The organism is Clostridium sp. CS1-1 (assembly GCF_056135525.1).
The window spans coordinates 1350910-1366629 of record NZ_CM148680.1 but is presented as its reverse complement, the minus strand read 5'-3'; the positions used below and the strand labels follow the sequence as shown (position 1 = coordinate 1366629).

Below are 15720 nucleotides of genomic sequence, written 5' to 3'. Positions count from 1 at the left end.
TTCATATCCTCCTAAAATGTTATTCTATAGATTATAGGCTGTTTATGGCCTTCTCCATCCTCTCTAATGCTTCTCTTAAAACTAGTCTTGGACAGGCAATATTTATTCTTTCAAAACCTTCTCCACCTTGTCCAAAAATGAATCCCTCATCAAAAGCTACTTTAGCTTTTGTAAGCATAAATACCTTAAGCTCCTCTTCACTCATTCCTAATTCTTTGCAATCTATCCAAACTAGATAGGTTCCTTCTGTTTCTATTACTTTAAGTTTAGGCATTCTCTCTTTTATAAAATCCTTTAAGAAGTTTTTATTACCCTCTAAGTATTCCATAAGATTATCTAACCACTGATCGCCATGCATGTACGCTGCCTCACAGGCTATGATTCCAAAAGTGTTTAAACGTTTTAATCCATGTTTGAAAAGTATTGTTTTAAACTTGTCCCTCAACTCTCCATTAGAAATAATAACATTTGAAGTTTGTAATCCTGCTAAATTAAATGTTTTGCTTGGTGCTGTACAAGTTATTGAATTTTCTCTAAACTTTTCAGAAATCGAAGCAAAGGTTGTATGTTTATAACCTTTAAATACTAAATCTGAATGAATTTCATCGGAAATAACCAATACATTATTCTCTATACAGATTTCACCTAATGTTTTTAACTCTTCCTTTGTCCACACTCTTCCAATAGGATTATGCGGATTGCAAAGTATTAAAATCTTAACCCTTTCCTGTTTTACTTTTTCCTTTAAATCTTCAAAGTCCATAGTGTATTTTCCATCTTCAAGTTTTAAAGGATTTGTTAATATCTCACAATCATTATGTAAAATTGAATCATAGAACGGGTAATAAACTGGCGATTGAACAATTACTTTATCTCCTGGAATTGTATAAGCTTTAATTAAAAAATGTAATGCTGGAACGATTCCAGGACATGTACAAATCCATTCCTTTTTAACTTCAAAGCTATGCCTTCTCTTCATCCAACTAATCACTGAATCATAATATGAATTCATTCCATCTGAGTATCCAAACACACCATGCTCGGTTCTTTTCATAATAGCTTCTACAACCTCTGGAAGAGTTCTAAAATCCATATCAGCAATCCACATAGGAATTACGTCTTCGTATCCTAAAAGTTCTTTTTTAAAACTCCACTTTACAGAGTTAGTGTTCGCTCTATCCACCACTTCATCAAAATTAAACTTCATCTTACATCCTCCATAATTTATCAATTATACTTTTAAACGATTTCAAAGCACTTTCGAAAATTTTCATGAATCTTCAAAATTCTACTAATTGATTATAGCATTTAAATTTTCCAAAGTTAAATAATTGTTTCATATAGATAGTTATCACTAATATTTTAATTTGTTATAACTATTTGCTTTTAATTATTTAAGTTTTGTACAAACAAAAGACTCAGTAGTCTCCAAAAATGATGGATAATACTAAGCCTTAAAGTATAATTTTCTTTCTTTTTATCCTATAAATAAGCATCAGATGAAATCCTAGCTTCCTCTGATGTCAAGAACTCTGCTTATAACTCAATATCCTTTACTTTGCTGTCTAAATTCTGAACATCATCTTTGATATCCCTTAATTCTTTAGTGATTCCCTCAAGTTCATATCCTAAGTCAGTTACATCACTAACCTCATAATTAAACTCATCATATCTTTCCCTTAAATCACTAACATCAATCTCTAACCCTTCAACCTTTTTACTTAGTCTGCTTACCAACTTCTTCATATCCAATAGCGTTCTTTTTTCAAATGTAATCTCATTACCGTCATCATCAATATATGCATACTCTGCAGCAGTCCCACACTCCGAACAATTAATTTGAACTATTACTTCATCTTCTAGCTCCTCTTCCCTTAGCTTAAACTTATCGCTACCACAGTTTTTACATTTTGGTATAATCATTTCACCACTAATTTCAATGCTGTTTCTCAAACCATTACACTCTGAACACTTCACATTAAACTTAACTCCATCTGGTATCACGTGAAATTTATTATTATCACATATCTTACATACTCTTGTTATATACATAAAATCACCCCCTTACTTTATATTCATAAAGTTCAATTTTTATGATTAAATAAATATCCTTTACCTACAAGTTTTCTAATTATTATCCTTTAGCTATTTCTAGAACTTCATTAGATGTCTCACCTTTTAAATATTCATTTATGGATTCCTCAACCAGGTCCAAGTCTATACCTAGTTATTCTTGTTCTATTGCAAGAGGCAGTTGGAATTTAAGCACACTTTCTGCAAAACAAGCCATGGCTTTTCCCATTATTATTGCATCTGAAACTATATCAAATTTTTCTATACCAAGCCATTTCCTGTACGTCCAAATTCCTGTTGAACCTCTTCGCTTATGGATAATATACCGTTATGCTTATATATGTTATATAATTATTTAAAAAAAGCTTATCCCTTAGATGACTCTATGGAACAAGCTTTCATTGATTTCGTTAATCTTTTTAAAAAGTTAGGTTTAATATTAAAATTTAGCATTAAACTAGAGTTATCATGTAGGCAGTACCTTAAATTTCAATAGTAATTTCTTTATTTTTTGCACGAGATAGAATTATAATCGTAGTTATAATGCATACTGTCCCTACCCATTCCAGCAATCCAAGAGAAACTTTTAGCCATAATACAGATAAAAATGCTGCTGATAAGGGTTCAACAGAAGATAGTATACTGCTTTCTGTTGGTTGTATATATTTTAAACTTTCCAAGTAACAATGAAAAGCAATGAGGGTTCCAAATAATACTACAAATATGACAGCAAGTATTGAACTAGTTGACCATTGACCAATAAAATCCCAGGGCTTATGAATAAAACTGAAAGTTATTCCTCCAACGAGCATTCCCCATCCCACTACAAGTGTAGAACCCCATTCATTAAGCAGATTTCGCGGTTGTAATGTATAGAATGCTGCTGCAAAAGCCGAACTGATTCCCCAAAATAATACTAATTTTGAAATGGATATAGCATGAATATTGCCTTTTGTAATTATAAGAAATGTACCTATCATTGCCAGGGTAATAGCTAAAATTTCTTGTAAATTCGGAATCTTTTTAGTACGAATAGCTAAGTAGCAGGTAATTATAACTGGCGATAAGTATTGAAGTATGGTAGCTGTTGCCGCATTTCCGTACTTAATAGCAGCAAAATACGTATACTGTACACCTATCATTCCTATTATACTAAAAAGTATAAGTCCCCAGCAGTTACGTTTAGATTGCCAAATTTTCCATATATCTTGATTACCTTTTATAAAAGCATATAATAGTAAAATCACTCCTGATGCTAATAACCGAATTACAGTAAGCCATTCCGGACTAAATCCTTTTTTTTGGAATAAATATTGAGCAACAGTTCCAGATACTCCCCAAAGCATTGCTCCAATGATTACAAGTATTATTCCTTTTGCTCTTGGCTTAAATTTCACTATACCTTCACCTACTTTTGGATTATTAAATACTAATATGGAATGGTATTTTCCTGAAGACCATTCCATATTACAATCATATCTTATTTTTAAATTTCTAATAATAGTACCATTAACTCAAATTCATTATAAAACTTCTATTTCTTCATTTTCTAGCTTAAATCCATTGATTTCTACATCTTCAGTAAGCTCAATTAAAAGACACTTCTTCCCGTTCTTATCAATAACTTGTCTAACAGAGCTTAACTCTCTTGGAGTAATAGTTATATTAGTAGTTTCATTTTCAATCTTAATAGATTTACTATTAAAATCTGGTATTATATTCTTAATCTTAAATTCATAATCTCCACCACAGATTTCTTCAAAGGCACTCTTAACTACTTCTGTTTGCTCGATACCAGTTTCCTCCAAGACCTTGGCTATTTCCTTCATATCAATGGTTGGCTCTTCAACCTCATCTTCATCCGCAAGTTCTAGTTTCTCATTTATTCTTTCGTATATCTCCTGCATAGTATCAGACTTTATTCTATCTCCTACTACTGTATTTAATATTGCGTTGAAGCTTTCCTTCTCCTCAATTGCAGTAGGTCTTAAACCACAGTCTAGTACATTTTCCACAAAAGCTGTATTCATTTGCTTTGCTTTAGAAGAATAATACACGACTTTGTTTACATCAACATATTCACTGCTAATGCTCGGAAATAAGAATCCATCTAAAGGAGACTTTAAGTTAACCTCTACATCTAAAGCTGATGTGGGCTTAAAAGTCATTTCTGAATAATCAAATTTCAAAACCTTCTTAGGTACATCTACTTTATTTATACTGCATATAATAAACTCTATTGCTTGTACAAAATCATCTATTGACTCATCTGCTTCTTTGCTTCTTTTCCTGTTTCCTTTAAAATACTCAGCTTTTATAAAATTTATAACTATATCAGTTTCATAGGTATAATTTCTAGCAATCTTTTCAACTATCTTATCTGCATAGTCTACCATGCTTTCACCTGAGCTTAATGCATTATAAAGAATAGTTTGTGTGCTTTCTATAATTTCTGGCTCATAGTCAGCACCTTCCATTTTCTTTCTTAAAGTTTCAACTATATCTTCAGTACTTTCATCCATACCAATCCCTGCTGCTGCAGTTTCCTGATCTGCTTGCCCTTGATTAACCATTTTAAAATCAAGTTCAAAAATCTTTGCATCTATAGTGCCAGTTAAAACCTTTTTAAAGTTTTCTAGGTAAAGTTCTCTTTTCTCAATATCCATCATTTCAAAGTAACTTAGTTCCTTTGTTATAATCTCGCCATTATCTTTTTTTAAATAAACACTATATATCTCTTTTATAGGCATCATATAACTTGAAAGCTTAAATTCTTTTCTTAAATCTGCTAAATCTTTTTTGTTCATCTTTTATAACCCCTTTTCTCATACGCTACTAGTAACTTCTCTGAAAATAATTATACCATATTTATTTTATTTTTCATTATGCAAAAGGAGCTGATTTACAGCTCCTTGTTCGTAATACGGCCACATTCTACAAATTTTTATTATAAAAACCTTCTGACAGCTTCTCTCCACACCAAATATCCCTTGCCATTTAAGTGAATCCCTCCAGTAGTATATTCTGTTTTTAATTTATTATCTGATTGCACAAGTAGTGGATATAAATCTATGTATTGTAATTTCTGTCTTGCACAAAGCTCTTTTAATCTATTATTTAAATTTATTATCTCTTCCTCTTTTGTACTCGTTTTAAATAAATCTTTATTTATAGGCAATACACTATGGATATATACCTCAGTATTTGGCGAGCTCTCTTTTATGTTCTGAAGTATTTTTTCATAATTTTTTACTATATCTTCAGTTTTCCTTCCCTTTCCTATATCGTTTATTCCAATCATAATAAATATCTTCCTAGGCTTTCCTGCTACAACTTCCTCTAATCTATCTAAAATTCCGTTAGTTGTATCTCCACTTATTCCTCTATTTTTAATTAATGGATTTCCAAGTAATTCGTCCCACTCACATATATCAATTAAGCTATCCCCTAAGAATATTATATCCCTGTTGCTATGTGGCAATTTCTTAAATGTCGTAACTCTATCAATATAATAATCGGAATAATCCTTATATTTTTCTTTACTAGTTAGCTCCTCCTTTTCAGTTAAATTATCTTCACTAGCCAACTCTTTCCCCTTAACTAAATTATCGCTTGTAATTGAATTCTCTTTTTCCACTAAATTTTCTTTATTAATTAAGCCCATTTTTGAAATAAAGCTTTCTTTTTCGGCTAATCGACTTTTGGTAATTAATTCTTGTTTACTATTCAAGTTGTTACTATCATAGTTTGCAGATGTACATGCTGAACTACTAACTATTATTAAACATATTAGTGAAAATATACTTAGCATTAAAAATCTTTTATTCAACTGTTACTCTCCTCTATCACTGCCTTATAAGTCAATACTAATTCGTTCACTGCACCTTGCCCTACAGGAATCTAAAGCGGAACTCTATAGATAACCAAACTAGAAAGTTGACTTATACGGAGGGATATATTAGTGATTCTGAAGCACATTTAAATACTTTTTTATGAGTCTTAGCTCGGCTAGAGAGAAAAGCTTAGAACTTAGCCATGTCTGAGCGATAGCGAGTTTGGCTAAGTTCTTGGCTTTTCCCTCTAGCCGAGCTTTAGACGAATTAAAAAGTATTTATGGTGCTTGAGAATTACTAATATATCCCGGGGTGTAAGTCTAGCTTTGGAGTTTTTTATCTATATGTTATCTATCTATTTTTAAATTAAAGATAATAAGGCTCAGATACAAAAATATGCCTAAGCCTTATTTTTTCTTCTCTATTAAATTTTATTGACTTATTTATAGTTTTTTATACACTAAATGACTATTAGTTTCCTTTACAATTTCTGCATCAAACTCTCCACTTTTGACCTCAGCCTTAAATTTCTTACCATCTTCAGTATGTCCTTCATTTGTAAAACCATCTTCTACAACATCTTTATAAGTAAAAGGCTTTCCTTCTGGAATCTTTTCTAATTTATCTATATCTACATGGCTTCTTTCTGTCATATCTTTGTTCCCTCCTTATTTTTTTTAGCATTAATATTATCTCTTAAGAGTGAACTTATTATTTATGAAAATTTAGCCATGCTATGAAACACTTGAAATATATCAATAAAAAAACAAAAAAGCCCAAGAGGAATTAAATAAATCCTCCTGGGCTTTTATCTCACCGTGAACGCAGACATGCTGCGTGATTTCTCTTGGACCAGACCGATAACTAATCGCGGAACCCTAGAAATCAACTCAAATATATAGCATCGATAAAACTGTCAATATTCAATAATAGATTTTTAACACATTAATTATATACTTTTTAAATATTAAATTAATATATTTCTACTTACCACATAATTCTATCATTTGTTCTATAAATTTAGTAATCTTACTACATTTCTTTTCTATCTCTTGTTTGTTTAAATTACTATTAATACCTGCAACAAAGCTATTACTTTCCTCTAACGCTTCGATAAACAGAATATATTCATCAGAGATAATACTATTCTTTTCATATCTTAAAATTAGCTTTTGAAGTTTTCTACTTGCATAATCAAAATTGGATTTTCTCACTTCAAGTTCTGTATCATCCACTTTTTCTTTTCTTAATACATCTAATATATCAGTGAGAATTATTATGGTTAACTCTATAAAATAATCACACTGAAGCTTTTCCCACACAAAAAATCCTCCTAAAAAATATTATTATATTAATATTCGTACTATTTAGGAAGAATATTAAACATTTTTTACATTTTTAATTAATTTAAACTATTATCAAATATTATCAAATGTTATCAAATTTCTAAACATCTGGTAGCGTAATCAATGTAATATTTAGAAATCTAATTATTTAATATCGGTAACTTTATCCCAACTTATATACTTATTTAGAATACTCACACACTTTTCTAAATACTCCTGTTCAAGTTCTGTAAATCGACCGAGCTCAGGACTATCTAAGTCTAACACACCATAAACAACATTATCTTTAACTATAGGTATAACTATCTCTGAATTAGAAGCAGAATCACATGCAATATGTCCTTGAAAACTGTGAACATCATCTATTCTTAAAGTTTTCCTTTGGTCTGCTGCTGTACCACAAACCCCTTTTCCTATTTTTATTCTATTACAAGCAGGCATGCCTTGAAAAGGTCCTAGAACTAATTCTCCATCTTTCATTAAGTAAAATCCACACCAATTTATTCTATCTATTAAGGCATTAATAATTGCAGCGGCATTAGATATATTTGCTATATCATCCTTTTCATCAATAATTAAGGCCTCTAGCATGTTCACCATATTTTCATATTTTTCTTTTAAACTCATACCATCAAATACTTTTATATCAAACATTCTTACTCCTCCAATCTTCAACTTTAGTTTCTACAAAGTTAACTGCCTAGTACTCCAGTTTAATCCGAACTTAAATTAACATTAATTACAAATTTATCTAGTGCTTAATTTTATCAGTCATTTTTTCATTTATCAGACAGCTAAATAATATAATACCTATAATACCATATGGAATCTTATATTTAAATATTAATTTAAGCCAAATCTCCTTTATTGTCACTTCTTTTTACAAACATGCCAAAAGTTACATTTGAAATTAACCAATATCTTATACATAATAGTTTATATGCTTGTCTATAGAAGTCTTAATTTACGTCTAAAGACACAGGAGGGAAACTTTATGTTTACTAAAAAAAGATTATTTCTAGCTCTTGTAGCTATACTACTTATAGGTCTTGTTACATCAATGCTATTTATTAAATCTACCAAAAAGAATATATCAATTGGAACACCACCTGCTAAAACAATTACAAATAAAACTGTTTTAGCATTTACAACCTATTATTACCCCGAGGATAGGTCTTCCTACAATAAAATGATAGAAAACACTAGCTCTATAAATAATATAGCAACTGAAACTTATACTATTGATACTAAGGGTAACTTATCTGGTACTGTTCCTAAGGAACAGATTTCATATGCTAATACCAAAGGAATTAAACCTTTAGCTATGGTAACAAATAAGTTCAATAGTGATTTAGCTAAAACCTTACTTGAGAATCCTACTAATAGAAAAGTATTAATAGACAATATCTTAAATACTTTGAAAGCAAATAACTATAAAGGTGTAAACATAGATTTTGAAAATGTTTATTACTATGATAGAGATTATTATTCGAGCTTTTTAAAGGAGCTTTATAGTGTGCTTAATCCTCAAGGCTTTACTGTAACAGCCTCAGTACCAGCAAAAACAAATGATAACCTAAAAGATGGGTGGAGTGGTGCCTTTGATTATAAAGAGATTGCCAAATATACAGATCAGGTTGTCCTAATGACTTATGATGAACATTCTCCAAGTAGTCCAGCTGGTGCAATTGCTTCTATAAACTGGGTGAAAGCTGTTGTGGATTATGCTATCTCTATAATCCCCCCCACCAAAATAGTTTTAGGTGTGGCAAGCTATGGATATGATTGGTCTTCAAATGGGGTAAAAGCTTACGGAATTGATTCTATATATAAGCTAGCAGAAGCTTATAATGCAGAAATTCAATGGAATGATGTTTCGCAAAGTCCGTATTTTAGATATAAGGATAAGTCGGGAGTTAACCATACTGTATGGTTTGAGAACAGTACAAGTCTTGCTTATAAATTAGATATTGTGAATAAAAATAATTTAGCCGGTATAGCTATTTGGAGGCTTGGGCTTGAAAATGCAGATTATTGGTCAACTATTAAGGCAAAATTATAAATAGAACTTTTGGCATCAGATAAAGTTTTAACTCAACTTGATATTTTGTTATTGATTTTTGTCAAATAAATTCATAATTTAAGTGATATTAAGAAAAAGGGACTTCTCGCAATGCATCATTGCTAGAAAGTTCCTTTTTTAATCCTTACTATACCCGCTTAAAGCAAGCAAAACCTGTGATGGAAGATAAAATACCCATATTAGTAACTTTGAAACACTTGCAATCTTAATATTCACTATGGATAAATTACCTGGTATATTTGATAAGGCTACATTTATGTCACAAAGCAGAAATAAAGTTATACCAATAACAATTAAATACTTACTATAAACTGGATAAAAGCTTCCTCCAATAGTCTTCCACCCAGTATAAACGCTGTAAGATAGCAAAATAGCATAAACACTTCCTATAGTTATAATAAATATATTTAAATTACTATTACACAAATCTCTTATTTTCAAGCCGTTCATATCTACCCCTAATATAATTATCGCTACTACAATAACAGCTACTAAGAAATATACATTACTCCTCTCTTTTGCCCCTCTTCTATGACGAACTATGTAAGTTATTTGTACTAAGCAAAATATAGCTATTCCTAGTGTATTGAACTCTAAAATTACCATACATAGATCAGCTGTAGCAGTAAAGATAAATGCCAATCTTAGAAGCATTGTATCCTTTTTATCATGTCCGCTATTTCCTATTAAAATAGTTAAAAACAAACAAAGTAATATTCCAGTATATTTCAACATTGAAGAATACACTGATTTAAAATTGGTCCTGAAATCAATGTAAATGAATAAAAAGTATATTACTAACTCAATGAAAATTACGAATTTTACCATTATATTCTTATTCACATAGTTTGTTATAATAATCACTCCAAACGTAATATATTCTCTGATACCTTGCTTCTTTTCATAGTTGAGATATTCTCTTAACTTAAATAGTACTATTTTGTATACAATCCATAAAGTCTATCCGATGACTGCCTGCTCCAATAATTATTAGCAATTCAATGTAGTTTATTTAATACAACCTATATATTATATTCTATAAAGTTTCACTTTAATATTTTTCAAAGAGAAAAACTTTTAAGGATACCAATAATTTTGTAACTATTTTGTAACTTTTTTTTTCGTTTTTTGTAACCTTTTTTTTCAAAAAAGACTGTAATATATAAGTATAGACAACATTATACAAAAAAGAAGGAGACATAATATGAGAAGAAAGAGATTAAAAAAAGTAAAAATTAAATCAAAGAAAAGGTTTATTTTTTCTATAATGATTATTACAATTCTAGCATCAACAGCATTGTCTGCAAGGGAATTATTACTACTTAATAAAAACAATTCCGCTACACAATCTCAGGACAAGTCTGTAAATAAAAATAGCAAATCATCTGTACTATTATCTAATACAAATAATAGTGACAGTAATACAGAAAAGCTCGAATCTAAATCTGATATATCAAAAGACGAAAATAATGTACAAAAACCAGAAGAAAGCTATTCAATAAAAGCAGAAGAAGTTTATAATTTTGGAAGAAATGAGGGTAAGAAATATGCTTTCCTGACCTTTGATGACGGTCCTAATACAAGCATAACTCCCCAAATACTAGATATATTAAAAAAATATAAAGTACACGGAACATTTTTTGTAGTAGGAAATGCTGTTGACAATAGTCCCCAAATATTGAAACAGATTTCAGATGAAGGACATGCTATAGGAAACCATACTTACACCCATGATTATAAAGTGTTATATCCACACAAAAGTGTTAACGTACAAGCATTTAGTTCACAAATAGAGAAAACAAATAAATCAATTGACAATGCCCTTGAAAAAACAGGTTCCACAAGAATAGTAAGATTTCCTGCGGGTTCTTTTGAATCTTGGAAAAAACCTATGAGAGACTACCTTATAAAATCTGGAATGTATTTTGTAGATTGGAACAGCGAAAATAGAGATGGTGTAAAAAATAATGTCTCCCCTGAGGAGCAATTATCAACTATTAAAAATCAAATTGCTACTGCAGAAATTTCAAATAGCAATGTTGTAATTTTAATGCATGATTCGTCAACAAAGCAATCCACTGTTAATGCTCTTCCTTCTATAATAGAACTTCTAAAATCTAAGGGATATGAATTTGCCACTATTAAGTAGAGATAAAACAGTGACCTTGATAGATTAGCTATCAAGGTCACCTCTCTCCTCATCTAACACAATATATACATTGCATCCTTAACTTATCATTTCTTTTCAGATATCTAATTATTTTAAATCCTTACTTTCATCTAGTTTCGTAAATTTGTGCTGTACACTTCTTTCCCACTTTTCCGCATATTCACCAGTAGCCCATTCCGCCATAACAACAGAATCACCATCATCTAGTGATATTTTTTCTAACGGTTGCTCAGAAAGTTTTCCATTTTCTATGGAGTATATATACATGCTATCTTTCCCTTCCAATAATGCAATGTCTTTATTAGGTGATAGCAATGCATCTGAAGCTTCTGGCATTCTTGACTTTATATCACTCCATGGGATATACAAGTCATCATAGTTTATAAGCTTTGAAGGTAACATTAAATTTATATCAAAATCCTCATAATTTTTTCCTTCTATAGGCTTCTGATATTCCAATCTACCTTTTAAAATCCAATGTCCATTATGCCTCTGTAATGTGAAGTTATCTTTTTTAGGGCTTTTTTCAATTAGCTGTACCTTATCTTTATCAAGAGATGAAATAAATCTCTCACTAGAGCGTATCATAACATTATATGCATTGTCATTTGCTATATCAGAAAGGTTAACACCCTTGCCAGCACCTATGTTATCTATAGGTATGACCTGAAGTCTTGAACCATACTCTGTACCCACATAATCATTCCCAATGAACATAATTTTTCTTTCAACATTTTCAGTGAGCATATTTTTTACGCTTACGGTAGGTTTTTCAGTAATAGGATTTGCATATATGTTTAAGTTGTTGTCTTTTAAGGTTGTTTCTTTATGTACACCTACTTCCCAAAAGCCCTTTGTTCTTGGCACATAAAGTTGCTTAGTATACATAATAGGCTTGATTTCTTTATTCCTTGATCCTATCCATATAGTTCTATAAGTATTTTCTTTTGATCGTATTCCAAGTAAAATTCCTGATCTTACCAAAGAATCTTCTTTAATAATATTGTTCTTTGCTTCTACAGAATTTTTTAAGCTTTTTTGTTTTATATCGCTATTAACCTCACTAGAACTCTTTTGCAGATTCAGAAACCCCTTCCCTACATACACGAGCAGAGTGCTGTCATCTACTATGATAAAATCATAAAACATTTGATTTCCTGATGTTACTGTAACTACATGAATTTTGTCTTTTAAATTTCCAAGCTCTTCTGGATCTATTTTATATTTTTCTGACAAATAATCTTTAGTTGCTACATTTCTTATCTTGTACTGAGGATTAAAACATACGTCCTTTCCTAGGATACTTACTTCACCGTCAAATATAGCAGATTTACCAATATACTTATTCATTACTCTAGACACATTATCCTTATTTCCTACTGGTAAGTATTTTGATATGCTCCACGTTCCATGAACAACATTAACAGCATTTCCTGGAGGTAATATCTTTTCTTCTACATTAAAATCTATACTTATACAACCAGGAAGAATAAGTATAGATAACAATATAATAAGTAGACCACTATATCTTCGTTTCATAATCTTTTTCCTCTTTATTGTTTGTTTTAAAGGGAATACTTACAATAACTTCTGTCCCCTTCTCTAATTCACTTTCTATAACAAGATTTCCATTATGCATTTGTACTATTTCATCGCATATGGATAAGCCTAAACCCGTTTGCGATTTACTATTTTTCCCTTTATAAAATTTTTCTTTAACGTGTGCTAAATCCTCTTTACTAATTCCGCATCCTGTATCCTTAACACTTAAAAGAATTGATTCTTCTTTTTTTAATGCCTTTAATATTACATCTCCTCCTGGAGGTGTAAATTTAAAGGCATTACCAAGAAGATTTATAAGCACTTGCTTTATTCTGTCTTTATCAATTTCTATCAAAGGTATCTCCTCATATATTACCTTAAAATTTATCCTTTCTCTCTTAGCTCTTAATCCCATATATTTCCCTATGTATTCAAGAATCTCTCTAATATCCGTCTCTTGCTTCTTCAATGTGACTTTACCTGAAACAAATCTTGAAAAATCAAGCAGTTCCTCTACCATAACATTTAGTCTGTCACTCTCTTTTTCAATAATATTTAATCCTTCATTCAATATAAATTTATCATTTGTCTCATCAGTTTTAAGAGTAATAGCCCATCCCTTAATTGATGTCAAAGGTGTTCTTAATTCATGAGATACTAATGATATAAATTCATTTTTTATCTTATCTCTTTTTTCAATCTCTTCCGCCATAAAATTTAGCGTATCTGAAAGTCTTCCTATTTCATCATTATTATTCTTCTTTATTCTAATTTTCAGGTTACCAGCTGCCATTAATTCTGCTGCACTAGTAACCTCTTTAAGCGGATAAACAACACTTTGTGCAATAAGTATACTTATAATCCCTGAAATTAAAAGCACTATAATTCCAATACCTATAAATATTAAGGATATATTTAATACTAATTTATCTATTTCTTTAAGAGATGTGATGAATCGTAATACTCCAATTATTTTCCCATTAGATTTTAATGGATATGAAATTGCCATAATCTTTTCCATATCATACTCTTCTTTTCCTATCCATATACCTTTTTCACCAGATAAAGAATCTTTAAAATCAGAGGTGCCTAATAAATCCTTATTTAAAACACCTGCTGAGTCCATTAAAATTCTTCCCGATGGGTCTATAATTTGTACTTGTGCAGTAGTTTGTTTCCAAAACACATCAATATTATCAAGAACATTTATTTCTAGAGCAACATTTGAAAAATATTTTGTATAAAAATCTGAAGCTATTCTTATTTGATTTGTTAAAACGCCTTCAACATTCTTATAAAAATAATGTTGTGTAAAATTAATAAGCAAACCTTCAAAAACAGTGACACTAATCAAAATAATAACCATAAAATTACCTACAAGTCTTGTCTTTATACTCTTTGAGGAATCCTTGTCCTTTTTATTAATAGGCATTTATTCTTTCCTCCATCTATAACCAGTTCCCCAAACAGTTTCTATATGTAATATATCTGAAGATTTATCTTCTATCTTTGACCTTAACCTTCTTATATTAACATCCACTATTTTAGCATCACCTACAAAATTATACCCCCAAACTATATCTAATAGTTCATTCCTAGCAAATGCTCTACCAGGGTTTTCAATAAAAAGTTTCATAAGCATAAATTCCTTCGGAGTAAGAGACAGTTCCTCATTATTTTTAAATACCTTTTGGGAGTAAATATCTACTACAAATGGCCCACTGCTTAAATTTTCAGTCTCTAACTTCTCATCCTTTTCAACTATTCTCCTTATTAAAGACTTTGCCCTTAATATAACCTCCAAGGGATTAAAGGGTTTTACAACATAATCATCTGCACCAAATTCCAGTCCTCTTATCTTATCCCCATCCTGCCCCCTAGCAGTAAGCATAATAACTCCAATGTTTGGGAAATCACACCTTAGTTTCTCACATACTTGAAAACCATCAATTCCTGGCAGCATAATATCTAGCAAGACAATATCTGGATTTTCCATTCTTGCCTTGTCCAGCCCCTCTTCCCCAGAGCTTGCTTCTATTACTATAAAATTTTGTCTTTGAAAATTTATTTTCAAAAAACCTCTAATACTATCTTCATCTTCAATAATTAATACTTTATTCACCACTATCACTCCTGTTTACATATTTATCCGATGACCACCTACTCTAATGCAAATACCTGATTTAATCTTCAGTTCATATGTTCCCTGTCTTTCTATTGTATAGAAGAGTTTTTTCCTTATACATTATATATCTTTTGTAAATGGAATAAGTTACAATTAGATTACAAATCTTAAATCAATTAGCTTCATCTCAATATACAAAAATAACTAATTTGCTTTATCCGACCGCTACCATTGCTAACACCCCCATCTTCTATCAAAGTGGGGGATAAGCACTGCTACGCGCCTGGATAAGTTCTTCTAAGGTTCAGCTGGAGAAAGTCACTCTTATAAGTAAACTCCATCTGAACCTAAGAATCACTTGATAAACTCTTATTATATCCTCTTTATCTTTTCAAGTAAAACATTATAAGAAAAGTATTTGTTCACATAATCGTATTATTTATTTTGGCCTAAACCACAAGATTTTGTGTTAATATAGTTAGGGCATCTTCTACTGGTTATTTCTTTTAAGATATCTAAAGTAAGATATTTTATTGATAAAAAGTGAC

At 30.5% G+C, this 15720-nt stretch carries 14 protein-coding genes and 1 riboswitch; of the genes, 2 read left to right on the top strand and 12 right to left on the bottom strand.

Annotation, left to right across the window (positions count from 1 at the left end; translation table 11 throughout):
- Positions 1-31: 31 nt before the first annotated feature.
- From AC0N0V_RS06145 to AC0N0V_RS06110, 8 genes are all read right to left on the bottom strand, one after another.
- The gene (locus AC0N0V_RS06145; RefSeq protein ID WP_474462737.1) at positions 32-1207 is read right to left on the bottom strand and encodes a MalY/PatB family protein; all 1176 of its coding nucleotides are present in this window, start codon (positions 1205-1207) and stop codon (positions 32-34) included.
- Between the two features lie 329 nt (positions 1208-1536).
- Positions 1537-2052 carry a hypothetical protein gene (locus AC0N0V_RS06140; RefSeq protein ID WP_474462735.1) on the bottom strand — a complete coding sequence of 172 codons (516 nt, stop codon included), beginning with the start codon at positions 2050-2052 and terminating at the stop codon, positions 1537-1539.
- Between the two features lie 503 nt (positions 2053-2555).
- A complete protein-coding gene (locus tag AC0N0V_RS06135) occupies positions 2556-3470 on the bottom strand; it encodes a DMT family transporter (protein WP_474464465.1) in 915 nt (304 codons plus the stop codon).
- A gap of 126 nt (positions 3471-3596) precedes the next feature.
- Positions 3597-4880, bottom strand: coding sequence for a DUF4317 family protein (locus AC0N0V_RS06130; protein ID WP_474462734.1), 1284 nt, complete (start codon positions 4878-4880; stop codon positions 3597-3599).
- Positions 4881-5020: 140 nt separating this feature from the next.
- On the bottom strand, positions 5021-5902 hold the full coding sequence (locus tag AC0N0V_RS06125; protein WP_474462732.1) for a GDSL-type esterase/lipase family protein: 882 nt from the start codon (positions 5900-5902) through the stop codon (positions 5021-5023).
- A 447-nt stretch (positions 5903-6349) separates the two neighbouring features.
- Positions 6350-6559, bottom strand: a complete 210-nt coding sequence (locus AC0N0V_RS06120; protein ID WP_474462731.1) for a hypothetical protein — start codon at positions 6557-6559, stop codon at positions 6350-6352.
- Between the two features lie 142 nt (positions 6560-6701).
- A riboswitch (guanidine-I (ykkC/yxkD leader) is annotated at positions 6702-6799 on the bottom strand.
- Between the two features lie 90 nt (positions 6800-6889).
- Positions 6890-7228 carry a hypothetical protein gene (locus AC0N0V_RS06115; RefSeq protein WP_474462730.1) on the bottom strand — a complete coding sequence of 113 codons (339 nt, stop codon included), beginning with the start codon at positions 7226-7228 and terminating at the stop codon, positions 6890-6892.
- 168 nt (positions 7229-7396) lie between these two features.
- Positions 7397-7906, bottom strand: a complete 510-nt coding sequence (locus AC0N0V_RS06110; protein ID WP_474462729.1) for a GAF domain-containing protein — start codon at positions 7904-7906, stop codon at positions 7397-7399.
- 340 nt (positions 7907-8246) lie between these two features.
- Between AC0N0V_RS06110 and AC0N0V_RS06105 the strand changes: the two genes are divergently transcribed.
- Positions 8247-9314, top strand: a complete 1068-nt coding sequence (locus tag AC0N0V_RS06105; protein WP_474462728.1) for a glycosyl hydrolase family 18 protein — start codon at positions 8247-8249, stop codon at positions 9312-9314.
- A gap of 138 nt (positions 9315-9452) precedes the next feature.
- Here the strand turns inward: AC0N0V_RS06105 and AC0N0V_RS06100 are convergent, their stop codons facing one another.
- Positions 9453-10070 carry a lysoplasmalogenase family protein gene (locus AC0N0V_RS06100; RefSeq protein WP_474462727.1) on the bottom strand — a complete coding sequence of 206 codons (618 nt, stop codon included), beginning with the start codon at positions 10068-10070 and terminating at the stop codon, positions 9453-9455.
- 469 nt (positions 10071-10539) lie between these two features.
- On the opposite strand from AC0N0V_RS06100, the gene AC0N0V_RS06095 reads away from it, so the two are divergent.
- The gene (locus AC0N0V_RS06095) at positions 10540-11484 is read left to right on the top strand and encodes a polysaccharide deacetylase family protein (RefSeq protein WP_474462726.1); all 945 of its coding nucleotides are present in this window, start codon (positions 10540-10542) and stop codon (positions 11482-11484) included.
- A 108-nt stretch (positions 11485-11592) separates the two neighbouring features.
- Here the strand turns inward: AC0N0V_RS06095 and AC0N0V_RS06090 are convergent, their stop codons facing one another.
- Genes AC0N0V_RS06090 through AC0N0V_RS06080 form a run of 3 tightly spaced genes read right to left on the bottom strand, consistent with a single transcriptional unit; the run spans position 11593 to position 15169 of the window.
- Positions 11593-13044 (bottom strand): hypothetical protein, encoded by a 1452-nt coding sequence (locus AC0N0V_RS06090; protein ID WP_474462725.1) that lies wholly within the window; start codon positions 13042-13044, stop codon positions 11593-11595.
- Positions 13028-14479: a sensor histidine kinase gene (locus tag AC0N0V_RS06085; protein WP_474462722.1), complete on the bottom strand. Its 1452-nt coding sequence runs from the start codon at positions 14477-14479 to the stop codon at positions 13028-13030. Before AC0N0V_RS06085 ends, AC0N0V_RS06090 begins: the two co-directional genes overlap by 17 nt.
- Complete coding sequence (locus tag AC0N0V_RS06080; protein WP_474462720.1) at positions 14480-15169, bottom strand: response regulator transcription factor; 690 nt, start codon at positions 15167-15169, stop codon at positions 14480-14482. It lies immediately after the preceding gene.
- Positions 15170-15720 lie beyond the last annotated feature (551 nt).